A 25,771-nucleotide genomic window follows, 5' to 3' on the forward strand; every position below is an offset into this window, starting at 1 on the left:
ACGCCCCGGAGCGCGGCTCCGGGGCGTATCGGCCTTAGCGGATCGCGCCGGTGACGACCGATGCGATGATGCCGCTGGCGATCGCGACCAACAGCGCGTCATTGCCCGAACGAACCCAATGATAGCCGCGCGGCGGGGTGCGCAGGCGATAGCCGCGATAATTGTCGATCACGCGATAGTTGCTCGCATGGCGGCGGTCGAAACGCTGGCCCTTGGCCCAGCGGCGATGATTGTCCTTGCGGATCACCGTGGTCTTGGTGACGGTGCGGCCATGGGGGCCATGCTTCACCACCTGATGCACTTCCCGCTGCGGCGCGGCCTGGGCCTGGCTGACGACCATGGGGCTTGCGATCATGGTGGTGGCGGTCAGCGCCGCGAGAAACTTCCTGAACATGGACTTGCTCCTTCTTCTTCGATCTTGCCGCCGGCTGTCCGGCGTTGAAGCAGAAGTAGGACGCATTTGTCGCAGGCTTGTGCCATCGGTCAGCAAAGAATGTCGGAAATTGTAACAGATGCGGAATTAGTCTGAATATCGGTTCATAATTCCTGTTTTTCCAATGATTTGCATGAATGTCCGTTCAGCTTTTCGAAGAAAAGCGCATTTCCATTTTCCGCCTGAGCCATGGCATGGAAGGCTTCGGGGCTTCGTTCCGGAGCGCGCTGCGTCAGGTGGATCGGACGCAGGCTGGACGCTCCAGGTTTCTGTCGCCACATCTGCTTTGTCGCCAGCCGGCGCCCCCTTTGGCGCACGATGGTGGGTAGAAGGCGCGGATGAGGTCAGTCGGAAAGCGGCGTTGCCGTCACGACCATGCGCTGGAGCAGGATCGGACGGTCCTTGCCCTCCAGCACGGGTGCGGGCCGGAGACCGGGGACGCCGCCCCAGGGGCCGACGCCCAGGCCGAACAGCAGGGCGCAGGCCGACAGGCCCAGAATGGCGGTCTTGATCATGATCTCCCTTTCGCAATGCCCTGCGGGCGTCATGGGGGGGCGATAGGCGGCGCTTGTCGCAGGACTGTGCCGGCAGCCGGAAAAATTGTGAGAAAATGTAACGGGCAGGGGGAATTGAATGTTTCCCGCGAAGGCGGGAGCCCGGTCCAAGACCCGGAACCGGCGCCCTGCCTGCGCCATGAACAAGCCATGGCCTATTCGTGGCGCAGGGCGTCTATCGGGTTGAGCGCGGCGGCGCGGCGGGCCGGAAAATAGCCGAAGACGACACCGATCGCGGCCGAGAAGAGAAAGGCGATCAGATTCACCTTCACATCGAAGATGAAGGGCACCTGCATCAGCGGAGCGATCGCGACCGAGGCGATCAGCGCCAGGAACAGGCCGATCAGCCCGCCCAGACAGGACAGCACGATGGCTTCGACCAGAAACTGCATCAGCACTTCGCGAGCGACCGCGCCGATGGCGAGGCGGATGCCGATCTCGCGGGTGCGCTCCGTCACCGACACCAGCATGATGTTCATGATGCCGATGCCCCCCACCAGCAGGGAAATCGCCGCCACCGCCGCCACGATCTGCGTCAATATGGTGGTGGTGCCGGTCAGCGTGTCGCTGATCTGCTTGGTGTCGAAGACGTTGAAATTATCTTCCGCGCCCGGCTTCACCTTGCGGCGTTCGCGCATCAGCTCCTCCAGGCTGGTCTGGACCGTGCTGGTGTCATAGGCGTCGTCCACCGCGACCATGATCTGGCTGATGTCGCGGTCGCCGGTGAAGCGGCGCTGGACGAATTTGATCGGCATGACCACCACATCGTCCTGATCCCCGAAGCCGCCCTGGCCCCGTGTCGCGAGCGCGCCGATCACCTGGCAGGATACGCCCTTGATGCGTATGCGCTTGCCGATGGGGTCATTGCTCTGGAACAGGTTGGTGCGCACCGTATTGCCGATGATGCAGACGGGTTTTCCCGCTTCCTCCTCCTCCGGCATGAAAAGGCGGCCGGTGTCGGCCTTCCAGCTTTGCACCTCGAAATAGGCGGCGGTGGTGCCATAGACGGTGGTGGACCAGTTGCTGCCTTCATAGATGGCCGTGCCGCTCGACTGCACCATCGGCGCGACCGCGCGGACGCCGGTAAGCTGGTTCTCGATGGCGGTCAGGTCGGCGGGCTTGAAGTCGGGCGGGCGCGGTCCGCCGCCGCCCCGGCCGAACCCCTGGCCGGGACGAAGTTGCAGCACATTGGCGCCAAGCGAGCTGATCTGTTCGCGCACGGCGGCGGTCGCGCCATTGCCCAGCGTGACCATGGTGACGACCGCCGCCACGCCGATGATGATGCCCAGCGTGGTGAGGAAGCTGCGCAGCTTGTGCCGGTTGATCGCGCGAAAGGCGAGGATGACGGTGGTGCCCAGCATCTTCAGCGCGCGCCTTCGTTCATTTCCGTCATCCCTGCGGAAGCGGGAATGACGGGGGAAAATATCGCCATCACGCCGTCACTCCCTGCTCGACCCGCTCCACCAACCCATCCTTGAAATGCACGATGGTCCGCGCGAAGGCCGCCATGTCCGGCTCATGCGTCACCATCAGCACGGTGATGCCGCCATTGCGGTTGAGGTCGGTCAGCAGTTCCATGATCTCCACCGATCTTTCGGAATCGAGGTTGCCGGTCGGCTCGTCCGCCAGCAGCACGTCGGGCTGGGTCACGATGGCGCGGGCGATGGCGACGCGCTGCTGCTGCCCGCCGGACAGTTCGGCGGGCGTATGGTCCCACCAGTCCTTCAGGCCCACCTTGTCGAGCGCCGCCATGCCCGCCTCATATCGGGTCTTCTTGTCCTCGCCGCGATAGAGCAGGGGCAGTTCGACATTTTCCAGCGCCGTGGTGCGGGACAGCAGGTTGAACCCCTGGAACACGAAGCCCAGATAGCGGCGGCGCAGCAGGGCGCGCTGGTCGCGATCGAGCGTTTCGACATGGCGGCCCTTGAACAGGAACTCCCCGCCGGAGGGCACGTCGAGGCAGCCCAATATGTTCATCGTCGTCGACTTGCCGGAGCCCGAAGGTCCCATGACCGCCACGAAATCGCCTTGCGCAATGTCGAGGTCGATGCCCTTCAGCGCCTGAAAGGCGGTCGGGCCGGAGCCATAGACCTTGGTGACGCCGCGAAGGGAGATGATCGGATCGGCGGCCATGCGCGTCAGGTTCCGCTCTGCCGGCCGGTGCCGCGCGGCTCGCCGCCCTGGCCCTTCGGCGCCGATGGCGCGACCGGCGCGGTTTCGGCCTTCCCGTCGCCCGAATTGCCGAGCTTCCCGACAGTGGCCGGGCTGCCGTCGGTGGACCGGCCGCCTTCCGTCCGGCGGTTGCGGTCGCGCGGCCCGCCGCCCTGCGAACCGCCATCGGCCTGATCCTCCGCCGGCGCCTGCTGGCCCGCCGCAAGCTGCCCGGTGATGACGCGCATGCCCGGTTTCAGGTCGCCGCCCGTGATGACCGTGCGCGCGCCGTCGCTGGCGCCGACGGTCACCTGCACGGCCTTGGGATTGCCGTCCTCGCCCACGACATAGACGGTCTGGCTGCTGCCGATGCCGAAACTGACCTGCCGGCTCGCGCCGCCGCGCCGGAACCTGCGGGGGCCGGGGACGATCTGGCTGGTGATGCCGCCGCCCTGGTTGCCCGCGCTGGGCTTGAAGCGAAGCGCGCTGTTGGGGACCAGCAGCACGTCATGCAGTTCCTGCGTCACGATGTCGGCGGTCGCGGTCATGCCGGGGCGCAATATCTCGTCCTTGTTGTCCACCGACAGCACCGCCGTATAGGCGACGACGGTGCCCGTCGTGCTGCTGGCCGCGCTGCCGCCCGACGAGGAGGAGGAACTGCTGCTGCTGGCGCTGTTGGAGCCCACATTGACCCGCGTCACCCGCGCCGGAAAGGTGCGGCCGGGGAAGGCGTCGACGGAGAAATTGGCGCTCTGGCCCTCCTTCACCTGTCCCACATCCGCCTCGTCGACGGAAACCTCCACCTCCATCTGGGTCAGGTCTTCCGCAATGGTGAAGAGCACCGGCGCATTGAGCGAGGCGGCGACGGTCTGGCCCGGCTCTATGTCGCGGGACAGGACGACGCCGGTCACGGGCGAGACGATCTGGGCGATGGAAAGATTGGTCTGCGCCGTGGAAAGCTGCGCCTGGGAAACGCGAACCTGCGCCTGTGCGGAGCGGAGGTTGGCGAGGGCGGAGCTATAGTCGGCCCGGGCGGCGTCCAGTTCCGTCCTGGCGGGAACGCGCCCGCCGGAAAGCTTGAACACGTTGAGCTGGCGGTCGAGCGTCGCCCTGGCCAGCGCCGCCTGCGCTTCCGCCTGCGCCACGCTGGCCTGCGAGGAGGAAAGCTGCGCGCGGTTCTGGTTGATCGTGTCCACCAGCCGCCGGGTGTCGAGTTCGGCCAGCTTCTGCCCCCTGGTCACGCGGTCGTTCACATCGACATAGACCGCCGTGATCTTGCCCGACTGTTCGGAACCGACATCGACCTGATTGATGGGCTTCAGATTGCCGGTGGCGGATACGGAGACGGTAAGGTCGCCCTTGCGCACTTCCCGCGTCGCATAATTGGGCTTGTCGTCGCCCGAAAAGCAGCGCGCAAGCAGCAGGATGAGGATCAGCAGGGCGACGCCCACCGCGCCCCGGACCACCCATTTGCGCCACGGCTTTTCCGGCCGCGCGCCAAGAAAGTCGTTGATGTCCTGATCGCTGGTCACATCATTGCTCGTCTTTTTGCTCATGAGGGGGGACGGCCTTCCATATTCTGCCAGCCGCCGCCCAGCGCATTGTAAAGCTGGGCCAGGCCAAGGACCTCGTCGGATTGCGCGCCGGCAAGGCTGTTGCGCGCGTTCAAAAGCGAATTCTCGCTCTGGGAAAGCGTCTGGAAATCGATCAGGCCCGCCTGATACTGGCTGCGCGCCAGTATCGCGGCATTGTTCGACGCTTCATAGGCGGTCGCGAACTCCGCCTTGCGGGCGCGTGCGCTCGACAGCGACGCCATGGCATTCTCCACATCCTCCAGCGCGGACAGCACCGCCTGCTTGTAGGCGGCGAGGGCGGCGTCGGTGGCCGCCCGTTGCGAACGGACCTGCGAGGCGAGGCGTCCGCCGTCGAAGATGACCTGCGCCACATTGGCGAATACGCCGCCGGTGACCAGGCTGAACAGGTCTTTGAAACTGTTGGATGTGGTGCCGATATTGCCGCTGATACCAAGGGAAGGATAAAGCTGCGCCTGCGCCACGCCGATGCGCGCCGTCGCGGCGGCCAGCGCCCGTTCGGCCGAGCGCACGTCCGGCCGCTGACGCAGCGTGTCGGCGGGAATGCCGGTGGCGATCTGCGCGGGCGCGGCGGGAATCGGCGCCGGCGTTTCAAGGCTCCGGGTCGCTTCGCCGGGCGCCTGCCCCGTCAGCACGGCGATACGGTTGAGGCTGCCCCGAAGGCTCGCCTCAAGCTGCGGGACGGTGGCGTTGGTCTGCGCCAGTTGCGCCCGCGCCTGCTCCGCGTCGATCGAGGAGACGAGGCCCGCCTGAAGCCGCCAGTTGGCGATGTTGTAATTGTCCTGCTGGATCGCCTGCGTCTCCCGCGCGACGCGCAACTGCTCCTGCGCCAGACGCGCCTGCACATAGTTGGTGACGAGTTCGGAGACGATCGTCGCCCGCACACTGGCCAGGTCATAGCCGGATGCGGCAAGATCGGCCCGCGCGGCCTCCGCCGAACGGGACAGTTCACCGAACAGGTCGACCTGCCAGCTTGCATTGGCGCCGACGGAATAGCTGCTCGACCAGTTGGAGCCGCCGCCGCCGATCGGATTGCCGCTGGGGTCCAGCCGCCCGCCCGCATCCCGGCTGCTGTAGTTGCGCCCGCCGCTGGCCGATCCGTTCACCTGCGGCAGGAAGGCGGCCCTTGCCTGCCGCAGCGACTCCCGCGCCTGGCGCAGACGCGCCTGCGCCTGAACGATGTCCAGATTGTTGGCGATCGCCCGGTCGATCAGGCCGCTCAGCGCCGGATCGTCGAACCGCGTCCACCAGGTGCCAAGCTCCGCTTCGTCGAGCGGAGCGCCGCCGCCCTGGCTATAGGCCGCCGGCACGCCGAGCGCTGCGGGGGCAGGGGCGCGATAATCGGGACCGGCTGCGCAGCCCGACAGGACCAGCGCGGTTCCCGTGATCCATCCAAAGCGATATCGCACCTTTTCCTTATACTCCGTCATCGTTAAAGGCGGTCCTCCAACGAGAACTGCCGAAATGGGCCGGGCGCCTCAACGGCATTTGTGTCTCAAAGTGTAACGACTTTGAAAAATTGCGCTTTTGCAGGGGCGCGCATGTCAGAAGGTGGATGATGAGGGCATTTCTTTTTCCAGGTCAGGGCAGCCAGTCGGTCGGCATGGGCAAGGCGCTGGCCGATGCGAGCCCGGCCGCGAGGGAGCTGTTTCAGGAGGTCGATGACGCCCTGTCGCAGCATTTGTTCCGCATCATGGTGGAGGGGCCGGAAAGCGACCTGACGCTGACGGAAAACGCCCAGCCCGCGATCATGGCCAATGCGCTGGCGACCCTGCGCGTGATGCAGAAGGAAGGCGGCTTTTCGCTGGCGGAGAAGGGCGATTACGTCGCCGGGCACAGCCTTGGCGAATATAGCGCGCTGTGCGCGGCGGAGGCATTCGACATCGGCACCACGGCGAAGCTGCTGAAGCTGCGCGGGCGCGCAATGCAGGCGGCCGTGCCGGTGGGCGAGGGCGCGATGGCGGCCCTGCTGGGCGCGGACATCGAAAAGGCGCAGGCATTGGCGGAGGCGGCTGCGCAGGGTGAGGTCTGCACCGTCGCCAATGACAATGATCCGACGCAGGTGGTGATTTCCGGCCATCGCGGCGCGATCGAGCGCGCCGTCGCGCTGGTGAAGGACCATGGCATCAAGCGCGGCGTCCTGCTGCCGGTTTCCGCGCCCTTCCACTGCCCGCTGATGCAGCCCGCGGCGGAGGCGATGGAGGATGCCCTGGGCAAGGCGGCGATCAACACGCCGCTGCTGCCGGTCTATGCCAATGTGCTGGCAAGCGCGATCGCCGATCCGGACGAGATCAGGCTGCGGCTGGTCGAGCAGGTGACGGGCCGCGTGCGCTGGCGCGAATCCGTCGCCGCCATGTGGGACGCGGGCGTCACCGAATTCGTCGAACTGGGCGGCAAGGTGCTGGGTCCGATGGTGAAGCGCATCGCTCCCGACGCCACCGTGCGCAGTGTCGTGACGATGGACGATATCGAGGCCGCGCTGGGCGCGCTGTGAGCGGCGGCATGAGCAGCGCTCCCGTCCTGACCAGCCGTGACGGAGCCGTCCTGACGGTCACGCTCGACATGCCGGACCGGCGCAACCCGATCTCCGATCCGGCGATGGTCGACGCCCTGTGCGCGGTGTTCGAGCAGGCGGATCGCGACCTGTCGGTGCGGGTGGCGATCCTGACCGGGGCGGGCAGCGCCTTTTCATCGGGGGGCGACCTCAATGCCATGCGCCCCGATGCGGGCGGCCTGCGCGCGGGACTGCCGGCGCAGACGCGGCGCAACTACCGTGCCGGAATCCAGCGGCTGCCGCTGCTGTTCCAGGCGCTCGAACTGCCGGTGATCGCGGCGGTCAACGGCCCGGCCATCGGCGCGGGCTGCGACTTAACGCTGATGTGCGATGTCAGGATCGCGGCGCAATCCGCAAAATTCGCGGAATCCTTCGTCAAGCTGGGCATCGTTTCCGGCGATGGCGGCGCGTGGCTGCTGCCGCGCATCGTCGGCTTCTCCAAGGCGACCGAACTGGCGCTGACCGGTGAGACCATCGACGCGGAAGAGGCGCTGCGGATCGGGCTGGTGAGCGAGGTGGTGCCGGACGCCGACCTGCTGGCGGCGGCGCGCAGGGTGGCCGACAGGATCGCCGCCAATCCGCCCCATGCCACGCGGATGACCAAGCGGCTGCTGCGCGCGGCGCAGACGGCGGAATTGAACCAGATCATGGAAATGGCGGGCGCGATGCAGGCGCTGGCCCATGCGACGGCGGATCATGATGAGGCGATCGACGCCTTTTTCGAGCGCCGGACGCCGAACTTCAAGGGAGATTAGAATGTTCGATCTGACAGGCATGACCGCGCTGGTGACGGGCGCTTCGGGGGGCATCGGCTCGGCCATTGCGAAGGCCCTCGCCGCGCAGGGCGCCACGCTCGCCCTTTCGGGCAGCAATGAGGAGAAGCTGAAGGCCTTCGCCGCGGAACTGGGCGGGGACCACAAGACGCTCGTCTGCAACCTCGGCGACCCGGCGGCGGTCGACGCGCTGGTGGGCCAAGCGGTGGAAGCGCTGGGCGGCAAGCTCGACATCCTCGTCAACAATGCCGGCATCACCCGCGACAATCTGATCCTGCGCATGAAGGACGAGGAATGGTCGGACGTGATCGCCGTCAATCTGGAGGCCGCCTTCCGCCTGGCCCGCGCCGCCGCCAAGCCGATGATGAAGGCGCGTTTCGGCCGCATCATCTCCATCACCTCTGTCGTGGGCGTCACCGGCAATCCGGGACAGGCCAATTATGCCGCGTCCAAGGCCGGCATCATCGGCATGTCCAAGTCGCTGGGACAGGAACTGGCGAGCCGGGGCATCACCGTGAACTGCGTCGCGCCGGGCTTCATCCGTTCGGCCATGACCGACGCGCTGAACGATGCGCAGAAAGGCGCGATCCTCGCCAGGATTCCGGCGGGCGATCTGGGCGCGGGGGAGGACATCGGCGCGGCCGTGGTCTATCTCGCCAGCAAGGAAGCGGGTTACGTCACCGGCCAGACGCTGCACGTCAATGGCGGCATGGCGATGATCTGAGGGGGAAGGATCGGTCGGTCCCAAAGTCCCACGCTGCGGCTTTATTCCATCGCGGCCGAAAATTTTGGGCATTTGCAAAAGGGCAACCTTGTGCCATCGGGGCTGAGGAGTCGAATGCAGGTGGGGCGATGCCATCCGATTGTTTCTTGCCTCTTGCCTCTCGTTGGGCTTGCCTCTAGGGCATGCCTTAACAAATATTCAGAACCATCAACGATACCCAGTAAGAAGGACCACTCATGAGTGAGACCGCGGATCGCGTAAAGAAAATCGTCGTCGAGCATCTGGGCGTCGAAGCCGAAAAGGTGACCGAGGATGCGAGCTTCATCGACGATCTGGGCGCTGACAGCCTGGACATCGTTGAGCTGGTGATGGCGTTCGAGGAAGAATTCGGCGTCGAAATCCCCGACGATGCGGCCGAGAAGATCGCCACCGTCAAGGATGCCATCGATTATATCGACAGCAAGCAGTAAGAGCGTTCGGCGGCCTGCCCGGCATCGGGTGGCCGCTGCGTTTACAAAAGGGAATGGCTCCTCCTGTCCGGCAAAACCGGGTCTTGGGGAGCCTTTTCGTATCTGGTCCCGTTCACAATCGCCTTTCCAATGGCTAGATGGGCGGCGTTGAGCCAAAGACTATTTTTCGGAGCAAGCATATGCGTCGTGTTGTCGTCACCGGCCTTGGCATGGTCAGCCCGCTCGGCGGGGATGTGGAAACGACCTGGAAGAACATCATCGCGTCGAAGTCCGGCGCGGCGACGATCACGCGCTTCGACGCCAGCGAATATAAGTGCCGCATCGCCTGCGAAGTGAAGCCGGCGGATCATGAATATGGCTATGATGCCGGGCTGGACGTGGATCACAAGATCCAGCGGCAGGTCGACCCGTTCATCGTCTATGGCATTTCCGCCGCCAGCCAGGCGCTGCGCGACGCCGGTCTCGACAATATGAGCGAGGAGGATCGTCTGCGCGCCGGCTGCTCGATCGGTTCGGGCATCGGCGGCCTGCCGGGCATCGAAAGCGAATCGCTGGTGCTGGCGAACCGGGGGCCCGGCCGGGTCAGCCCGCACTTCGTCCATGGCCGCCTCATCAACCTGATCTCCGGCCAGGTGTCGATCAAATACGGTCTCATGGGCCCCAATCATGCCGTCGTGACAGCCTGCTCGACCGGTGCGCATTCGATCGGCGACGCTGCGCGCATGATCGCGCTGGACGATGCCGACGTGATGCTGGCGGGCGGCGCGGAAAGCGCGATCTGCCCGATCGGCATCGCCGGCTTCGCCCAGGCCCGCGCGCTTTCCACCGCCTTCAACGACACGCCGGAAAAGGCCTCGCGGCCCTATGACGTCAACCGCGACGGCTTCGTCATGGGCGAAGGCGCGGGCGTGGTCGTGCTGGAGGAATATGAGCGGGCCAAGGCGCGCGGCGCGAAAATCTACGCCGAAGTCGTCGGCTATGGCCTGTCGGGCGACGCCTATCACGTCACCGCCCCCCATCCGGAGGGCAATGGCGCCTATCGTTCCATGGAAATGGCGCTCAGGAAATCCGGCCTCGGCCTTGGCGACATCGACTATGTGAACGCGCACGGCACGTCGACGCCTTTGGGCGACGAGCTGGAACTGGGCGCGGTGAAGCGGCTGTTCGGGGAACATCTGGGCACCATGTCGATGAGCTCGACCAAGTCGGCCATCGGCCATCTGCTGGGCGGCGCGGGCGCGGTGGAGAGCATCTTCTGCATCCTGGCGCTGCGCGACCAGATCGTGCCGCCGACGCTGAACCTCGACGAGCCGAGCGAAAGCTGCAAGGGCGTCGACCTCGTCCCGCATGTCGCCAAGGAACGCAAGGTGCGCGCGGTGCTGAACAATTCGTTCGGCTTCGGCGGCACCAACGCCTCGCTCATCATGAAGGCGGTCTGAGACATCGGCGATGCGACGGCTTGGCTTGGGCATAGTGCTGATCGGCCTGGCCGTCGCGGCGTTCGTCGCTTTCCGCTTCGTCTATGGCTGGACCGAGGCAGGCCCGGCGACGAAGGACATCGCCATCGTCGTGCCCGAAGGCTCGACCATCGCGGACACCGCCATTCTCCTGAAGCAGAAGGGGGCGGTGCGCTCCGCCGACGCCTTCCTGACGCGGGCCAAGGTCTTCGGCCGCGGCAAGTCGATCAAGGCGGGCGAATTCCTGATTCCCAAGGGCGCCAGCAATTCCGATATTTTCCGCATCCTCCAGGGCGGCAGGACGCTGACCCGGCTGGTCACCATACCGGAGGGCATGCCCTCCATCCTGGTCCATGAACGGCTGATGGCGAATGAGGAACTGACGGGCGAGATTCCGGTGCCGGAGGAAGGCAGCGTTCTGCCCGACAGCTATGCCTTCGACAAGGGCGAGAGCCGGGCGGCGGTGCTGAAGCGCATGCAGGGTGCGATGAGCAAGGCGCTGGCGAAGATGTGGGCGGAACGGGCGCCCAACACGGTCGCAAAAACGCCCGGGGAAGCCGTCATCCTCGCCAGCATCGTTGAAAAGGAAACGGCCGTGCCTGCCGAGCGGCCGACCGTCGCCGGGGTTTACGGCAATCGCCTGAAGGCGCGCATGATGCTGCAGGCCGATCCGACGATCATCTATCCGATCACCCGGGGCAAGCCCTTGGGCCGGCGGATCAGGAAGTCCGAAATCGCCGCGGTCAACGACTATAACACCTATGCGATGACCGGTCTGCCCAAGGGGCCGATCGCCAATCCGGGACGTCTGTCGATCCTCGCGGTGCTGCACCCGGCGGAGACGAAGGCGCTCTACTTCGTCGCGGACGGGAAGGGCGGCCATATCTTCGCGGACACGCTGCAAGAGCATAATGACAATGTGCGCAAATGGTTCGAAATCCGGCGCGCCAGGGGTGAGCTTTGAAGTGATCTGACCGATGGCGCGCTTGGGTGGGGAGCGGATGTTCCCCCTCCCGCAAGCCGGAGGGGGTCAGGGGGTGGGCTGGCGCAACATCCGCGTTGTTTTGCAACGGCCAAGTCAGAAGCTCGCTCCGCTCGCGCCCACCCCTAACCCCTCCCGTTTACGGGAGGGGAATGTCCTGGGATGGCCGCAGACCGCCGCCACTCACCGCAACAACCCTACTGCCCAAACCCCGACTCGCGCGCCAGCGCCACCGCTTCCCGCGCAGCGGCGAGCAACGCGCCGCTCTTCGCCTCGCACTCCCGCTGCTCATATTCCGCCGTCGAATCCGCGACGATGCCCGCGCCCGCCTGCACATGCATCACGCCGTCCTTGAGCACGGCGGTGCGCAGCACGATGCAGCTATCCATATTGCCGTCCGGCCCGAAATAGCCGACGCCCCCGGCATAGGCCCCGCGCGTTTCCGGCTCCAGTTCCGCGATGATCTCGCAGGCGCGCACCTTGGGCGCTCCCGACACGGTCCCTGCGGGAAAGCCCGCGAACAAGGCGTCCAGCGCGTCCCGGTCCGGCGCCAGCCGTCCCACCACGTTCGACACGATATGCATCACATGGCTGTAGAATTCGACGCTGTAGCTGTCCGTCACGGTGACGGTGCCGGCCGCCGCGACCCGCCCCACATCGTTACGCCCCAGGTCCAGAAGCATCAGATGCTCCGCCCGCTCCTTGGGGTCGGCCAGCAGGCTTTCGCGGTTGGCGGCGTCCTCGACGGCATTCCTGCCGCGCGGCCGGGTGCCGGCGATGGGCCGGATCGTGACCTCGCCGTCCCGCGCCCGGACCAGGATTTCCGGACTCGACCCGATCAGCGCAAAGCCGGGCAGGTCGAGATAATAAAGGAAGGGCGAAGGGTTGATCCGCCGCAATGCCCGGTAAAGCGCAATCGGCGGCAGCGTGAACGGGCTGGTGAAGCGCTGCGCCAGCACCACCTGAAAAATGTCGCCCGCAACGATATAGTCCTTCGCCTTTTCGACCATCGCGGCATAGCGGCCCGGCTCCAGCACCGGCGTCACGGCGACTTCGGCAATCCCGGCGGGAGCGGCCTGCGCGGGGAGGGGAGCCGCCAGCCGGGCGGCAACGGCGTCGATCCGTTCCAGCGCCTGCTCGACGGCGCGGTCGGCATCGGCAAAGCTTCCCTTCCACACCGGCGCGACCAGGAACAGTGCATCGGCCAGCCGGTCGAACACCAATATCACCGTCGGCCGCACGAACAGCATGTCTGGCAGCGCAATCGCATTTTCGGGCGGACGCGGCAGCTTCTCGACCAGCCCGACCGTCTCATAACCGAAATAGCCGACCAGACAGGCCAGCGCAGCGGGCAGCGCCGGATCGAGCTCAGCCCGGCATTCCGCCACCAGCGCCCGCAACGCGTCCAGCGCATCGGCGCCTTCCGGCACGAAGGCCTCCCGGTCGGTCGCCCATTGCCGGTTGATCTCCGCCGCATGGCCCTGCGCCCGGAAGACGAGGTCGGGGGCGAGCCCGATCAGGCTGTGGCGCCCTCGCACCGCGCCGCCCTCGACCGATTCCAGCAGGAAATCGCCACGATCGGGCTCGAACAATTTCAGCGCGGCGGAAATCGGCGTGTCCGTGTCGGCGATCTGGCGCCGCCACACCAGCGCGGATTGCCCCGCCGCCAATGCCTTGCGCGCGCTCTCGATGCCGTCCATCTCCGCTGGTCTCCCCGCAACCACCTTACTGACCGCCACTATTGGCGTTGGCGAGCGCGCGCTGCACGCCGGCCACCGCATTGGCGTTCCGCTTGACGCCCAGCTCCTTCTCGACCGCCCGCTCGAACTGCTGGCCATATTCCTGGCCGACCACTTCGCTCAGCTGGTCGCGGACCTGATTCACCAGCGCCTTGTCGCTGCCTGCATCGCCGCGTTTGATGCCGTTCAACTGCACCACGAAATAGCCGCGATCCTGCCCGGCGGGCAGCGTCTTCACGCTGTTGGTCGCCATGGTGAACAGCATCGCCACCTCGGCGGGCGGACGCTGGCCGTCGCGCATGATGTCGGCGCGGCGGCCGCCCACCACCTGCGGCTTGGGCAGGGCGACGCCGGCGGCGGCGACCGCCTCGTCCAGCTTCATGCCCTTGGCGACCTTGGCGCGGATCTGCTCGGCCAATGCCTTGGCCTTCTCATTGCCCTGCGCCAGCTTGTACTGCATCGCGACCAGCGGCTTCACCTTGGCGAGCGGCGGCGGCGCGGCGGCCTGTATGTCGCCGGGCGCGGTCAGGGCATAGCGCTTGTCGGCAACGATCGGGACCAGTTGCGCATCGTCGTCCTGGCTCATGCCGAAGACAGGGGCGAGCAGCGGCTTCACATCCGCCGGCACCTGATAGGCCACATCCTCCACCTGCTTGCCGGAGGAGACGAGGAACGGCGTCGTTTCCAGCTTCAGGCCATTGTCCTTCACCACTTCCTCGAAGCTGCCGCCATTGGCGATCTGATCCTCGATCTTGCCGGTGAAGTCATTGAGCAGCCGCTTCTCCTTCTGCGCGCGCAGCGTGGTGACGATCTCGTCCCGCACCGCCGCCAGCGCGCGGGCCGGGGTCGTGCTGACCGTCGTGACCCGCAGCAGCACCCAGCCCAGCGATCCACGCAGCGGCCCCACCAGCTCGCCCTGTTTCGCGGCAAAACCGGCATTGGCGACGGCGGCGGACGCGGCGGAGGCCAGCGCCTCCCGGCTCTGGTCCTTCAGTTCGGAGGCGGAGAGGCCGGCCGATTGCGCTGCGCCGGCGAGCGACTTGCCGCCCTTCACCTGATCCGCGATCGCCTTGGCGCCCGCCTGGGTCGGCAGGATCAGCTGCTCGAAGCTGCGGCTCTCCTTCGCGGCGTAGGCGGCCTTGTTCTGGTTATAATAGCTGGCGATCTCCGCATCGGTCGGCTGCGCGGCCTGGGCGAAGCGTTCGGCGTCGATCACGGCGTAGCGGATGCGGCGCTGTTCCGGAATCGTATAGCGCGCGGCATTCTTCCTGTAGAAATCGCCGAGTTGCGCGTCGGTCGGGTCGGCAATGTCCTTGAACGCGGTCGCGGGAACGAGGGCGATGGTGCCCTGGCGCGCCTCCAGCAGCAGCGAGGCATAGGGCAGCACCATGGAGTCGGTCAGCTTCACGCCCAGCCCCAGCGGGGCCAGCATCTGCCGCTCCAGTATCTCGCGGCTGATGTCGTCTCGCAGCGCCTGTTCGGTGATCCGCTCGCGCAGCAGCAACTGCCGGAAATTCTCCTGGCTGAAATTGCCGGCCGCATCCTGGAAGGCGGGGATCTGCGCGATCTGGGCATCGACCAGCCGCTTGGAGATGTGGACCTTCTGGTCGCTCGCATATTCCTTCAGCGTCATCGACGCGACAAGCTGGTCATAGACCTGCGCCGCGCCGCCCTGCGCCAGGAAGTCGCCGATCTGCAATCCCGGATTGGACCTGCGCGCATTTTCGAACACGCGCTGCACCCGGTCCTGCAATTCGGTCATGGTGAGGCGCGATCCGCCCGCCTTGGCGGCGGTCTCGCCGCCGCCAAGGGACGATCCGAACTTGCCGCTCGTAATGTCCCCCATGATGAAGGCGGCCGCGATGATCCCCAGGAAGATCAGGGCCGCAAAGGCGCCGAATTTGGAGCGGATGAAACGGCGAAAGACTGAAAGCATGGAGGAAAGTCCGTAAAAGCGGCTTTGATGGCGGCCCGCTTTAAGGGCGGATCGTCGCGCGGGCAAGGGGCGCTGGGGTGCCAAGGCTGGACAAATGGCCGCACGCCGTTCATCGGCTCGGCCAACCCGGCGGCGCGGATTGGAGAGCCGTGCCGCAGGGGACCGTGCAGCAATAACCATAAGGGGAAAGATCGATGAGCAGGCGAAAGCTGGTTGTCGGCAACTGGAAGATGAACGGCCTGCGCGCCCAGCTGGGCGAGGTGGAGGCGATCGGCGGCCTCGCGCGCGACTATCCGGCGGTGGAAGTCGGGCTGTGCCTGCCCGCGACGCTGATTTCGCCGGCGGACGGCGTGAAGGGCGCGGCCTTCATCGGCGCGCAGGACTGCCATATGAAGGAAAGCGGCGCGCATACCGGCTGTCTGTCCGCGGCCATGCTGGCGGAAGCCGGGGCGAGCTGGACCATCGTCGGCCATAGCGAGCGGCGGCAGGACCAGGGCGAAACCGACGCGGACGTCGCGGCGAAGGCGCTGGCGGCGCGGGCGGCGGGGCTGAAGGTCATCCTCTGCGTGGGCGAAAGCCTCGACGTGCGCGATGCCGGCAACGCGGAAGCGGTGGTGGCGGCCCAGTTGCTGGCGTCCCTGCCGGACGGGGCGGCGGCGGACTGGCTGGCCATCGCCTATGAACCGATCTGGGCCATCGGCACGGGCCGGATCCCCACCATGGAAGCGGTCGCCGCGATGCACGCCGCCCTGCGCGCCGCGCTGGCGAGCCGGATCGGGGTCGAGGCGGAGGGGATGCGAATCCTCTACGGCGGATCGATGAACGGCGACAATGCGGCGGAGCTTCTGGCGCTGGCCGATGTCGACGGCGGCCTGATCGGCGGCGCGAGCCTCACGGCGGCGAAATTCGCCCCGGTGATCGCGGCAGCGGCCTGATCGCCAATAAACAAGCCCCTCCCGCTTGCGGGAGGGTGAGAGAGGACAGGGGCGGTTGCCCCCGCGCCCCATCATCGCTATGTGCGCGGCAACCCACCCTTTACCGGACAGATATTCGTCTCATGTTCACCTTCATCCTCGTCGTGCAGGCCATCGTCGCTGCCCTGCTGGTCACCGTCATCCTGATGCAGAAGTCGGAAGGCGGCGGCCTGGGCGTCGGCGGCAGCCCGGCGGGGTTCATGTCGGCGCGCGGCGCGGCGGATTTCCTGACCCGGTCGACCACGGTCCTCGCCGGCATCTTCGTGACGCTGTCGGTCGTGCTTGCGGTGATCGCCTCGGTCCAGCACCGGCCGAGCGACATCGACACCTCGCTGGTGAAGCAGGCGCCCCCTCAGGCTCCGGCATCCGCTCCGGCCCCGGCGACCGGCAACGATCCGCTGGCCGGCGCTGCGGGCGCGGCGGGCGGCAACGCCGCCAACGGCGCGGTCCCGCTCGCCAACTAGGCGGCCTGACCTCCCCATTTCGCTTTTTTCGCACGCGCGATGATTCGCGCGCTTGCCCAACTCGTTTGTAAAAGGCTAAGCCTCTCCTCCCATGGCGCGGTATATTTTCATCACCGGCGGCGTGGTCTCCTCGCTTGGCAAGGGCCTGATGGCCGCTTCGCTCGCAGCGCTGCTGCAGGCGCGAGGTTTCCGTGTGCGTATCCGGAAATTCGATCCCTATCTCAACGTCGATCCGGGCACGATGAGCCCGTATCAGCATGGCGAGGTCTATGTGACCGACGACGGGGCGGAAACCGACCTCGACCTCGGTCATTATGAGCGCTTCACCGGCGTTTCGGCGCGGCAGTCGGATAATGTGACGCAGGGCCGGGTCTATCAGACCATCATCCAGCGGGAACGGCGCGGCGACTATCTGGGCGCGACGGTGCAGGTGATCCCGCACGTCACGGACGAGATCAAGGCCTTCGCCCTCGCCGAATCCGACGACCTCGATTTCGTGCTGTGCGAGATCGGCGGCACGGTGGGCGACATCGAATCGCTCCCCTTCATGGAGGCGATCCGCCAGCTCCACAACGATCTGGGGCGCAACCGCTCCATCTTCGTCCATGTGACGCTGGTCCCCTATATCGCGGCGGCGGGCGAGCTGAAGACCAAGCCGACCCAGCACAGCGTGCGCGAACTGACGTCGCTGGGCATCCAGCCCGACATATTGCTCTGCCGCTGCGAACATCCGCTGCCCGAAAGCGAGCGGCGCAAGATCGCCCTGTTCTGCAACGTCCGCCCCGAAGCGGTCATCCCGGCCCTCGACGCCAGCAGCATCTATGCCGTCCCGACCCAATATCATGCGGAGGGGCTGGACGACGAAGTGCTGCGCGCCTTCGGCATCGAAAACGCGCCCGCGCCCACGCTCGACCGCTGGCACGACATCATGGACCGGCAGCAGAATCCGGAAGGCGAAGTCACCATCGGCGTGGTTGGCAAATATGTCGGCCTGCCCGATGCCTATAAGTCGCTCTATGAAGCGCTGACCCATGGCGGCTTCGCCAACCGGGTGAAGGTCAACATCAAATGGCTGGACGCCGAACTGTTCGAGGAAGAGGGCGCGGACATCGCCGCCCGCCTTGAACCGATGCACGGCATCCTCGTTCCCGGCGGCTTCGGCGTGCGCGGGTCGGAAGGCAAGATCGCCTCGGTCAAATTCGCCCGCGAACGCAATGTGCCCTTTTTCGGCATCTGCCTCGGCATGCAGATGGCCTGCATAGAGGGCGCGCGGAACACGGCGGGCATCGCCAACGCCTCCACCACCGAATTCGGCGAAACCAGCGAGCCGGTGGTCGGCCTCATCACCGAATGGATGAGCAAGGAAGGCCTGCAGAAGCGCACCGCCGAAACCGACCTTGGCGGCACCATGCGGCTGGGCGCCTATCCGGCGAAGCTCACCGGCAACAGCGTCGTCGCGGGCATCTACAACGCCACCGACATCAGCGAACGGCACCGCCACCGCTATGAGGTCAATGCCGGCTATCGCGAGCCGCTGGAAAAGGGCGGCCTGATCTTCTCGGGCATGTCGCCGGACGGCACGCTGCCGGAAATCGTCGAACGTCCCGACCACCCCTGGTTCGTCGGCGTGCAGTTCCATCCGGAACTCAAGTCCAAACCCTTCGACCCGCACCCGCTCTTCGCCAGCTTCATCGAAGCGGCGGTGAAGCAGAGCCGGCTGGTGTAAGAGGAACGGGGCCGCAAAGGTCCCGTTTTTCGTTCAGGCAGCAGGCGTCAGCTTCAGCAACCGCCCCTGCGACCCGTCCTTGCCATCCTCCAGCAGCCAGAGCGCCCCGTCCGGCCCTTGCTCCACCTCGCGGATACGCGCGCCCATGTCCCACTGGTCGGCCTTGGAGGCTTTCTCCCCCTCCAGCTTCACCCGCACCAGCGCCTCACTCGACAGCCCGCCGATGAACAGCGAATCCTTCCATTGCGGAAACAGGTCGCCCGAATAATAGACAAGCCCGGCCGGGGAGATCACCGGATTCCACCAGACTTTAGGCGCCTCAAACCCGTCGCCCGCCCTGTGATCGGGAATGTCCCGCCCGTCATAATGGCTGCCGTTGGAGGCGAGGGGATAGCCATAATTCAATCCCGGCCTGATCAGGTTCACCTCATCCCCGCCCTTCGGCCCCATTTCCTGCTCCCACAGCCGCCCGTCCTTGTCGAAGGCGATCCCCAGCAGATTGCGATGCCCATAGGACCAGACCGCCGGATGGAACCCCTTCGCCGCCAGCGGATTGCCCGCGGCCGGCGTGCCGTCCAGATTAAGCCGCAACACTTTCCCCAAAGTCGACTTCGGGTCCTGCGCCGGATCGAATTTCTGCCGCTCGCCATTGGTGAAGAACAGATATTTCCCGTCCGGCGAGAAGGCGATTCGTCCCGAATAATGGCCATTGCCATCCACATATGGGCTGGCGCGGAAGATCACCTTCACGCCGTCCAGCTTCGTCGTCCCGTCGCTCGCCTGATTGAAAACCCCCGTGGCCAGCGCCACGCCCTTGCCGCCCTGACCCGCCTCTGAGAAACTGAAATAGACCGTCCCGCTCCGTGCAAAGTCCGGTGCCGGCACCACGTCCATCAGCGCGCCCTGACCCGCGCTGTCGACCGGCGGAATGCCCGTGACCGGGATTTTCGTCCCGTTCTTCGGATCGAACAGGATCATCTCGCCCGCCTTCTCCGTCACCAGCATCCGGCCATCGGGCAGGAAGGTCATGGCCCAGGGCGCATCGAAATCAGCGATCACGGAAGTCCTGAACGGTTTCGCCGCCGACGCGGCGCTGTTCTGCCCCACGGCATCGTCCGCCGAACAGGCGATCAGGGCCAGCGGCAGGGCGGTGAGGGCAAGATGGCGCATATCGTCTCCTCTCGGCTGAATCGCGGAATTGATGACGCTACCAGAATGCGCATCAAATGCCTCGCGACAAATGAGTTGCAGCTTTGCGGCATCCCGCCTATATCGCCCCTGCTTCCTTACATCGTCAAACATGTCGGGGTCGCGGGCGGATCGCCTGCGGCGACGGGAAGCCGCAATTTTGTTTTTTTGGGAGATCCCATGGCGGACATCGCCGAACTGACGGCCCTGATCGAACCGGAGGTGAAGGCCTTGGGCTTCGACCTCGTGCGCATCAGGCTGTTCGGCTCGGGTGACGAGCATACGCTTCAGATCATGGCCGAGCGTCCTGAAACGAAGCAGCTTGTCATAGAGGATTGCGCCACCATCTCGCGCCGCCTCTCGGACGTGCTGGATGAAGCTGACCCGATAGAGGAGGCCTATCGCCTCGAGGTCAGCTCTCCGGGCATCGACCGTCCGCTGACCCGCCTCGCCGATTTCCTGGAATGGGCCGGGCATGAGGCGAAGATCCAGGCTACGGAGGCCGTGGCCGGGCGCAAGAGCTTCCGGGGCGTGCTCAAGGGCATTGAGGGCGACGACATCCTGTTCCAGGATGCCAAGGCCGGCGATGTCGTCATCCCTTTCGCGCTGGTCGGGGATGCCAAGCTGATACTGACCGACGCGCTGATTGCTGCTAGTATGCCGCTCTCCTCCGATGGGGCGGACGAGTTCGAAACCGAGGAATAAGGGTTTACGTCCATGGCCAACGCCATTTCCGCCAACAAGGCCGAACTGCTCGCCATCGCGAACAGCGTCGCCAGCGAAAAGATGATCGACAAGGCGATCGTCATCGAGGCGATGGAAGACGCGATCCAGCGCGCCGCCCGCGCCCGCTACGGCGCCGAAAACGACATCCGCGCCAAGCTGGACCCGGACACCGGCGACCTTCGCCTCTGGAGAGTCGTCGAGGTGGTCGAGCAGGTCGACGACTATTTCAAGCAGGTGGACCTGAAGCAGGCGGCCAAGCTCAAGAAGGACGCGGTCGTGGGCGACTTCATCGTCGATCCGCTGCCGCCCATCGACCTCGGCCGCATCGACGCCCAGTCGGCCAAGCAGGTGATCTTCCAGAAGGTCCGCGATGCCGAGCGCGAGCGCCAGCATGAGGAATTCAAGGACCGCGTGGGTGAGATCATCACCGGCGTCGTCAAGTCGGTCGAATTCGGCCATGTCGTGGTGAACCTGGGCCGCGCCGAGGGCGTCATCCGCCGCGACCAGCAGATTCCCCGCGAAGTCGTCCGCGTCGGCGACCGCATCCGCTCGGTGATCCTGAACGTGCGCCGCGAAAATCGCGGGCCGCAGATTTTCCTCAGCCGCGCGCACCCCGAATTCATGAAGAAGCTGTTCGCGCAGGAAGTGCCCGAAATCTACGATGGCGTGATCGAGATCAAGGCCGCCGCCCGCGATCCGGGCTCCCGCGCCAAGATCGGCGTCATCAGCCGCGATTCGAGCATCGACCCGGTCGGCGCCTGCGTCGGCATGAAGGGCAGCCGCGTGCAGGCTGTCGTGCAGGAAATGCAGGGCGAGAAGATCGACATCATCCCCTGGTCGGAAGATACCGCGACCTTCGTCGTCAACGCGCTCCAGCCCGCACAGGTCGCCCGCGTCGTCATCGATGAGGAGGAAGAGCGGATCGAAGTCGTCGTTCCCGACGATCAGCTTTCGCTCGCCATCGGCCGCCGCGGCCAGAATGTCCGTCTCGCCAGCCAGTTGACCGGCAAGGCCATCGACATCATGACCGAAGCGGACGCGTCGGAGAAGCGCCAGAAGGAATTCGTCGCCCGCTCCGAAATGTTCCAGAACGAGCTGGACGTGGACGAAACCCTCTCGCAGCTTCTGGTGGCAGAGGGCTTTGGCGAGCTGGAGGAAGTGGCCTATGTCGGCATCGACGAACTGGCCGCGATCGAGGGCTTCGACGAGGAACTGGCGCAGGAACTGCAAAGCCGCGCCCAGGAAGCGCTGGATCGCCGCGAAGCCGCCGCGCGTGAAGAGCGCCAGGCGCTGGGCGTCGAGGATGCGCTGGCCGATATGCCGCACCTCACCGAAGCCATGCTGGTGACGCTGGGCAAGGCGGGCATCAAGACGCTGGACGATCTGGCCGACCTCGCCACCGACGAACTGGTCGCCCGGAAGCGCGTCGACCAGCGCCGCCGCCGCGAGAACAAGGAAGAGGACAAGGGCGGGATTCTCGCCGAATACGGCCTCAGCGAAGAGCAGGGCAATGAGATCATCATGGCCGCCCGCGCCCACTGGTTCGAAGGCGAGGAAGCGTAAGAACAGATGCCCTTCGTCGACATCCGTCTGGCCGGAAACGCCACCCGCGAGCAGAAGGCGGCCATCGTCGCCGACGTCACCCGGTCGCTCGTCGAGCGGCTGGGGAAGGCGCCTGCCGCCGTGCAGGTGGTGATTTCCGAAATCCCGACGGAAAATTACGGCGCAGGCGGCCAGCTCATCGCCGACCGCGACGCGCCCAAGCCCATAGGGGAGGACGCCCATGCCGCGGTCACTTCCCGATGAGAGGCTGAGTCCCAACATCGCCGCGTCAGGGATGTGCTCCTGCGAAAGCAGGAGCACAGTTCTGCCCTGGCATGCTCCCGACAGCGTGGAACTGGATTCCTGCCTGCGCAGGAATGCGGCCCATTATTGGGAGGCGCGCCCATGACCGAACGCAAATGCATATTGTCGGGCGACCGCGCCGACCCGGACATGCTGGTCCGGCTCGCCTGCGGCCCGAATGGCGAAATTCTGCCCGACATCCGCGCCAAGGCGCCCGGCCGGGGCGCGTGGATCGGTGTGCCACGCGCCGAACTCGAACAGGCGCTGGCAAAGGGCAAGCTCAAGGGCGCGCTCGCCCGCGCCTTCAAGACCGGCGACCTGCAGATCCCCGAAACGCTGCCCGCCCTGATCGAGGAGTGCTTGCGCAAGGCCCTGCTCGACCGTCTGGGGCTGGAGGCGAGGGCGTCGATGGTCCTCACCGGCTCGGAAAAGATCGATGTCGCCTGCCGCAAGGGTCAGGTGAAGCTGCTGCTCCACGCCGCCGACGCGGCGGCCGACGGCAACCGCAAGCTCGACCAGGCCTTCCGCGTCGGGCAGGACGCCGAAGGCACGGATTTGGCGGGCATCGTCTTGCCTGTGGACCGACACGCCCTATCTATGGCAATGGGGCGGGACAATGTCGTCCATATCGCGGTGACCGACTCGCGTGCGGCGTCACGTCTGCGCGGCGCCATAGGCCGCTTGGAAAGCTATCTGGGTTGCGCTAACGGAGCGCCGGTGCATGGGGAGCAGGACTCCGCAGGGGCACTGGGCGCCTGAGGTAGCATTGGAATGAAGGCGCCGACGGGCCTTGCCGGTCGGGTTGATGTGAAGGGTATAGTTCAGTCGTATGAGTGACAGCAAGGAAGACAAGCCGGTTCTGGGCCGCAAGCCGCTGGGGATCAAGCGCACGGTCGAGTCCGGTCAGGTGCAGCAGCAGTTCAGCCATGGCCGCAAGAATACGGTCGTGGTCGAGGTGAAGCGGCGCCGCATCCTGGGCAAGCCGGGTGAAGCCGGACACGCTGCGCCTGAACCGCAGGCCGATCCCACGCCCGTGGCCGCCGCTCCGCAGGCCCCCGCGCCCCAGCAGCCGCAGGCCCGCGCGCCGCAGCCGGCCCCCGCGCGTCCGGCCCCGCCGCAGAGCCTGATGTCGCGTCAGGAATTGCAGGCGAAGCTGCTGCGCGAGGCGGAGGAAGCCCGCATGACCGCGCTGGAGGAAGCGCGCCGCCGCGAAGACGCCCAGCGCCTCGCCGCGAGCGAGGAGGAAAAGCGCCGCGCCGAGGAAAACCGCCTGGCTGCCGAGGCTGCCGAGGCCGACGCCGCGCGCCGGACCGAAGTCGAGACCGGGCCGGCGGAGGAAACCGCCAGGGCGCCCGTCGAGGAGCCTGCGCCGGCCGCCGCCGATGCCCCGGCCGAAGCTGCGCCCGCAGCCGCCGAGCCGAAGCCCGCCACCTCCGCCACCGTGCCGCCGCCGCGCCGCTTCACGCCGGTCGCGCCGGTCAAGCGCCCGGAGCCGGCCAAGCCCGACCGCGCCAAGCGCGGCGACGACAATCGCCGCCAGGCCGGCAAGCTTACCGTCACCCGCGCCTTGTCGGATGACGACAGCGCCCGCGCCCGCAGCCTCGCCGCGCTCAAGCGCGCCCGCGAGAAGGAACGGCGCGCCCATTATTCGGGCGGCGCCCAGCAGCGGGAAAAGCAGTCGCGCGACGTGGTGGTGCCCGAAAGCATCACCGTTCAGGAACTTGCCAACCGCATGGCCGAAAAGGGCGCGGACCTGGTGAAGGCCCTGTTCAAGATGGGCACCGCCGTCACGCTCAACCAGGCGATCGACCAGGATACGGCCGAACTGCTGGTCGAGGAATTCGGCCACCGCATCCAGCGCGTGTCCGACGCTGACGTCGAGATCGGCATGGAAGGCGAGGTCGACGCGCCCGAAACGCTCAAGGCCCGTCCGCCGGTCGTGACCATCATGGGCCATGTCGATCATGGCAAGACCTCGCTGCTCGACGCGCTGCGCGGCACCAATGTCGTATCGGGCGAAAGCGGCGGCATCACCCAGCATATCGGCGCCTATCAGATCAGGACCAAGGGCGGCGACCTCGTCACCTTCCTTGACACGCCGGGTCACGAGGCCTTCTCGGAAATGCGCGCGCGCGGCGCCAATGTCACCGACATCGTCATCCTGGTGGTGGCGGCGGACGACGGCCTGATGCCGCAGACCATCGAGGCCATCAACCACACCAAGGCCGCCGGCGTGCCGATGATCGTCGCGATCAACAAGGTCGACAAGCCCGAAGCCAATCCCCAGCGCGTGCGAGAGCGCCTGCTGGAGCATGAGGTGATCGTCGAGGACATGGGCGGCGAAACCCAGGATGTCGAAGTCTCCGCGCTCAAGAAGACGGGCCTCGACGAACTGCTCGACAAGATCATGCTTCAGGCCGAACTGCTCGAACTCACCGCCAATCCCGATCGCGCCGCCGAAGGCAATGTGATCGAGGCGCAGCTCGACAAGGGTCGTGGCGCGGTCGCCACCGTGCTGGTGCGCAAGGGCACGCTGAAGATCGGCGACACCTTCGTCATCGGTTCGGAAAGCGGCAAGGTCCGCGCGATGATCAACGACAAGGGCCAGCAGGTGAAGACCGCCGGCCCCTCGACCCCGGTCGAGGTGCTGGGCCTGTCCGGCGTGCCGATGGCGGGCGACCAGCTCACCGTCGTCGAGAACGAGGCCCGCGCCCGCGAAGTCGCCGCCTATCGTCAGGAACAGGCGACCAAGAAGCGCACCACCGCCGCGCCCACCAGCTTCGAACATATGTTCTCGGCGCTCAACACCAAGGTCATCGAATATCCGGTGGTGGTGAAGGGCGACGTGCAGGGTTCGGTGGAAGCGATCGTCTCGTCGCTGAACCGCATTTCGACCGACGAGATCAAGGTCCGCATCCTGCATTCGGGCGTCGGCGCGATCACCGAAAGCGACGTCACGCTGGCCGCCGCCAGCCGCGCGCCGCTGATCGGCTTCAACGTCCGCCCCAATGCCAAGGCGCGCCAGTTGGCGGAGCGCGAGAAGATCTCGCTGCGCTATTATGACGTGATCTACGACCTGCTGGAGGAAGTTCGCGGCGAAATGGCCGGCCAGCTCGCGCCGGAACGCATCGAAACCATCGTCGGCCGGGCCGAGGTGCTTCAGGTCTTCCCGGCGGGCAAGAAGGACAAGGCGGCCGGTCTGCTCGTCCTCGACGGCATCATCCGCAAGGGTCTGGCCGCGCGCCTCACCCGCGACGATGTCATCGTGTCGCGCACCCACATTGCCTCGCTCCGCCGCTTCAAGGACGACGTCTCCGAAGTCCGCGCAGGCATGGAATGCGGCGCGGTGCTCCAGGACACCAACGACATCAAGCCCGGCGACACGCTGGAACTGTTCGAGGTCGAGGAACGCGCCCGCACGCTGTGATCCATGTCCCCCCTCCCGCAGGCGGGAGGGGGCTAGGGGGTGGGCTCGCCCTCTCC

General features: G+C 66.2%; 22 protein-coding genes and 1 pseudogene. 14 read left to right on the forward strand and 9 right to left on the reverse strand.

Going from position 1 to position 25,771, the window contains the following annotated elements:
* Positions 1-34: 34 nt before the first annotated feature.
* The 6 genes and pseudogenes from A0J57_RS13560 to A0J57_RS13585 form a co-directional block, all read right to left on the reverse strand.
* Entirely contained in the window at positions 35-394 is a 360-nt protein-coding gene (locus tag A0J57_RS13560; protein ID WP_025549377.1) for an RcnB family protein, read from the reverse strand.
* Positions 395-777: 383 nt separating this feature from the next.
* Positions 778-948 (reverse strand): hypothetical protein, encoded by a 171-nt coding sequence (locus A0J57_RS26630; RefSeq protein WP_165363370.1) that lies wholly within the window; start codon positions 946-948, stop codon positions 778-780.
* Positions 949-1,142: 194 nt separating this feature from the next.
* Positions 1,143-2,348 (reverse strand): ABC transporter permease, encoded by a 1,206-nt coding sequence (locus A0J57_RS13570; protein WP_025549376.1) that lies wholly within the window; start codon positions 2,346-2,348, stop codon positions 1,143-1,145.
* 70 nt (positions 2,349-2,418) lie between these two features.
* On the reverse strand, positions 2,419-3,120 hold the full coding sequence (locus A0J57_RS13575; protein ID WP_025549375.1) for an ABC transporter ATP-binding protein: 702 nt from the start codon (positions 3,118-3,120) through the stop codon (positions 2,419-2,421).
* 5 nt (positions 3,121-3,125) lie between these two features.
* Positions 3,126-4,679: pseudogene (locus A0J57_RS13580) on the reverse strand (efflux RND transporter periplasmic adaptor subunit); the annotation flags it as partial.
* An 11-nt stretch (positions 4,680-4,690) separates the two neighbouring features.
* On the reverse strand, positions 4,691-6,160 hold the full coding sequence (locus A0J57_RS13585) for an efflux transporter outer membrane subunit (protein WP_061936308.1): 1,470 nt from the start codon (positions 6,158-6,160) through the stop codon (positions 4,691-4,693).
* A 128-nt stretch (positions 6,161-6,288) separates the two neighbouring features.
* Here A0J57_RS13585 and fabD point away from each other — a divergent pair, with 128 nt between their 5' ends.
* The 6 genes from fabD (at position 6,289) to mltG (ending at position 11,672) form a co-directional block, all read left to right on the forward strand.
* The gene (gene fabD, locus A0J57_RS13590; RefSeq protein WP_061936395.1) at positions 6,289-7,224 is read left to right on the forward strand and encodes an ACP S-malonyltransferase; all 936 of its coding nucleotides are present in this window, start codon (positions 6,289-6,291) and stop codon (positions 7,222-7,224) included.
* 8 nt (positions 7,225-7,232) lie between these two features.
* Entirely contained in the window at positions 7,233-8,039 is an 807-nt protein-coding gene (locus A0J57_RS13595; protein ID WP_037482652.1) for a crotonase/enoyl-CoA hydratase family protein, read from the forward strand.
* A gap of 1 nt (position 8,040) precedes the next feature.
* The gene (gene fabG, locus A0J57_RS13600) at positions 8,041-8,781 is read left to right on the forward strand and encodes a 3-oxoacyl-[acyl-carrier-protein] reductase (protein ID WP_061936311.1); all 741 of its coding nucleotides are present in this window, start codon (positions 8,041-8,043) and stop codon (positions 8,779-8,781) included.
* 236 nt (positions 8,782-9,017) lie between these two features.
* Positions 9,018-9,251, forward strand: a complete 234-nt coding sequence (locus A0J57_RS13605) for an acyl carrier protein (RefSeq protein ID WP_007689016.1) — start codon at positions 9,018-9,020, stop codon at positions 9,249-9,251.
* 179 nt (positions 9,252-9,430) lie between these two features.
* Positions 9,431-10,690 carry a beta-ketoacyl-ACP synthase II gene (fabF, locus tag A0J57_RS13610; protein ID WP_025549369.1) on the forward strand — a complete coding sequence of 420 codons (1,260 nt, stop codon included), beginning with the start codon at positions 9,431-9,433 and terminating at the stop codon, positions 10,688-10,690.
* Between the two features lie 10 nt (positions 10,691-10,700).
* Positions 10,701-11,672: an endolytic transglycosylase MltG gene (mltG, locus tag A0J57_RS13615; protein ID WP_061936315.1), complete on the forward strand. Its 972-nt coding sequence runs from the start codon at positions 10,701-10,703 to the stop codon at positions 11,670-11,672.
* 215 nt (positions 11,673-11,887) lie between these two features.
* Here mltG and trpE read toward each other — a convergent pair whose 3' ends face one another.
* Together trpE and A0J57_RS13625 are read right to left on the reverse strand one after the other, a co-directional pair.
* The gene (gene trpE, locus A0J57_RS13620; RefSeq protein WP_025550383.1) at positions 11,888-13,390 is read right to left on the reverse strand and encodes an anthranilate synthase component I; all 1,503 of its coding nucleotides are present in this window, start codon (positions 13,388-13,390) and stop codon (positions 11,888-11,890) included.
* A 25-nt stretch (positions 13,391-13,415) separates the two neighbouring features.
* A complete protein-coding gene (locus tag A0J57_RS13625) occupies positions 13,416-15,365 on the reverse strand; it encodes a peptidylprolyl isomerase (RefSeq protein WP_061936318.1) in 1,950 nt (649 codons plus the stop codon).
* A gap of 194 nt (positions 15,366-15,559) precedes the next feature.
* On the opposite strand from A0J57_RS13625, the gene tpiA reads away from it, so the two are divergent.
* From tpiA to A0J57_RS13640, 3 genes are all read left to right on the forward strand, one after another.
* Positions 15,560-16,300: a triose-phosphate isomerase gene (tpiA, locus tag A0J57_RS13630; RefSeq protein ID WP_061936322.1), complete on the forward strand. Its 741-nt coding sequence runs from the start codon at positions 15,560-15,562 to the stop codon at positions 16,298-16,300.
* A gap of 122 nt (positions 16,301-16,422) precedes the next feature.
* Positions 16,423-16,803: a preprotein translocase subunit SecG gene (gene secG / locus A0J57_RS13635; protein WP_061936325.1), complete on the forward strand. Its 381-nt coding sequence runs from the start codon at positions 16,423-16,425 to the stop codon at positions 16,801-16,803.
* Between the two features lie 91 nt (positions 16,804-16,894).
* Positions 16,895-18,529 carry a CTP synthase gene (locus A0J57_RS13640; protein WP_044661906.1) on the forward strand — a complete coding sequence of 545 codons (1,635 nt, stop codon included), beginning with the start codon at positions 16,895-16,897 and terminating at the stop codon, positions 18,527-18,529.
* Positions 18,530-18,562: 33 nt separating this feature from the next.
* Here the strand turns inward: A0J57_RS13640 and A0J57_RS13645 are convergent, their stop codons facing one another.
* Positions 18,563-19,699, reverse strand: coding sequence for a PQQ-dependent sugar dehydrogenase (locus tag A0J57_RS13645; RefSeq protein WP_061936328.1), 1,137 nt, complete (start codon positions 19,697-19,699; stop codon positions 18,563-18,565).
* A 198-nt stretch (positions 19,700-19,897) separates the two neighbouring features.
* On the opposite strand from A0J57_RS13645, the gene rimP reads away from it, so the two are divergent.
* The 5 genes from rimP to infB all read left to right on the forward strand — a co-directional run bounded on the left by rimP (position 19,898) and on the right by infB (position 25,715).
* Positions 19,898-20,422 (forward strand): ribosome maturation protein RimP, encoded by a 525-nt coding sequence (gene rimP, locus A0J57_RS13650; protein ID WP_044663095.1) that lies wholly within the window; start codon positions 19,898-19,900, stop codon positions 20,420-20,422.
* A gap of 12 nt (positions 20,423-20,434) precedes the next feature.
* Positions 20,435-22,006 (forward strand): transcription termination factor NusA, encoded by a 1,572-nt coding sequence (gene nusA / locus A0J57_RS13655; protein WP_061936331.1) that lies wholly within the window; start codon positions 20,435-20,437, stop codon positions 22,004-22,006.
* A gap of 6 nt (positions 22,007-22,012) precedes the next feature.
* The gene (locus A0J57_RS13660) at positions 22,013-22,249 is read left to right on the forward strand and encodes a 4-oxalocrotonate tautomerase family protein (RefSeq protein ID WP_061936334.1); all 237 of its coding nucleotides are present in this window, start codon (positions 22,013-22,015) and stop codon (positions 22,247-22,249) included.
* 141 nt (positions 22,250-22,390) lie between these two features.
* The gene (locus A0J57_RS13665; RefSeq protein ID WP_061936337.1) at positions 22,391-23,047 is read left to right on the forward strand and encodes a DUF448 domain-containing protein; all 657 of its coding nucleotides are present in this window, start codon (positions 22,391-22,393) and stop codon (positions 23,045-23,047) included.
* A 70-nt stretch (positions 23,048-23,117) separates the two neighbouring features.
* Positions 23,118-25,715, forward strand: a complete 2,598-nt coding sequence (gene infB / locus A0J57_RS13670; RefSeq protein WP_061936341.1) for a translation initiation factor IF-2 — start codon at positions 23,118-23,120, stop codon at positions 25,713-25,715.
* The last annotated feature ends 56 nt before the right edge of the window (positions 25,716-25,771 follow it).

This window comes from Sphingobium sp. 22B (assembly GCF_001580035.1).
Classification (GTDB): domain Bacteria; phylum Pseudomonadota; class Alphaproteobacteria; order Sphingomonadales; family Sphingomonadaceae; genus Sphingobium; species Sphingobium fuliginis.

Coding starts and splice junctions, on each gene's coding strand:
- A0J57_RS13560 (WP_025549377.1), bottom strand. CDS start 394: ATGTTCAGGAAGTTTCTCGCGGCGCTGACCGCCACCACCATGATCGCA.
- A0J57_RS26630 (WP_165363370.1), bottom strand. CDS start 948: ATGATCAAGACCGCCATTCTGGGCCTGTCGGCCTGCGCCCTGCTGTTC.
- A0J57_RS13570 (WP_025549376.1), bottom strand. CDS start 2,348: ATGCTGGGCACCACCGTCATCCTCGCCTTTCGCGCGATCAACCGGCAC.
- A0J57_RS13575 (WP_025549375.1), bottom strand. CDS start 3,120: ATGGCCGCCGATCCGATCATCTCCCTTCGCGGCGTCACCAAGGTCTAT.
- A0J57_RS13585 (WP_061936308.1), bottom strand. CDS start 6,160: ATGACGGAGTATAAGGAAAAGGTGCGATATCGCTTTGGATGGATCACG.
- fabD (WP_061936395.1), top strand. CDS start 6,289: ATGAGGGCATTTCTTTTTCCAGGTCAGGGCAGCCAGTCGGTCGGCATG.
- A0J57_RS13595 (WP_037482652.1), top strand. CDS start 7,233: ATGAGCAGCGCTCCCGTCCTGACCAGCCGTGACGGAGCCGTCCTGACG.
- fabG (WP_061936311.1), top strand. CDS start 8,041: ATGTTCGATCTGACAGGCATGACCGCGCTGGTGACGGGCGCTTCGGGG.
- A0J57_RS13605 (WP_007689016.1), top strand. CDS start 9,018: ATGAGTGAGACCGCGGATCGCGTAAAGAAAATCGTCGTCGAGCATCTG.
- fabF (WP_025549369.1), top strand. CDS start 9,431: ATGCGTCGTGTTGTCGTCACCGGCCTTGGCATGGTCAGCCCGCTCGGC.
- mltG (WP_061936315.1), top strand. CDS start 10,701: ATGCGACGGCTTGGCTTGGGCATAGTGCTGATCGGCCTGGCCGTCGCG.
- trpE (WP_025550383.1), bottom strand. CDS start 13,390: ATGGACGGCATCGAGAGCGCGCGCAAGGCATTGGCGGCGGGGCAATCC.
- A0J57_RS13625 (WP_061936318.1), bottom strand. CDS start 15,365: ATGCTTTCAGTCTTTCGCCGTTTCATCCGCTCCAAATTCGGCGCCTTT.
- tpiA (WP_061936322.1), top strand. CDS start 15,560: ATGAGCAGGCGAAAGCTGGTTGTCGGCAACTGGAAGATGAACGGCCTG.
- secG (WP_061936325.1), top strand. CDS start 16,423: ATGTTCACCTTCATCCTCGTCGTGCAGGCCATCGTCGCTGCCCTGCTG.
- A0J57_RS13640 (WP_044661906.1), top strand. CDS start 16,895: ATGGCGCGGTATATTTTCATCACCGGCGGCGTGGTCTCCTCGCTTGGC.
- A0J57_RS13645 (WP_061936328.1), bottom strand. CDS start 19,699: ATGCGCCATCTTGCCCTCACCGCCCTGCCGCTGGCCCTGATCGCCTGT.
- rimP (WP_044663095.1), top strand. CDS start 19,898: ATGGCGGACATCGCCGAACTGACGGCCCTGATCGAACCGGAGGTGAAG.
- nusA (WP_061936331.1), top strand. CDS start 20,435: ATGGCCAACGCCATTTCCGCCAACAAGGCCGAACTGCTCGCCATCGCG.
- A0J57_RS13660 (WP_061936334.1), top strand. CDS start 22,013: ATGCCCTTCGTCGACATCCGTCTGGCCGGAAACGCCACCCGCGAGCAG.
- A0J57_RS13665 (WP_061936337.1), top strand. CDS start 22,391: ATGACCGAACGCAAATGCATATTGTCGGGCGACCGCGCCGACCCGGAC.
- infB (WP_061936341.1), top strand. CDS start 23,118: ATGAGTGACAGCAAGGAAGACAAGCCGGTTCTGGGCCGCAAGCCGCTG.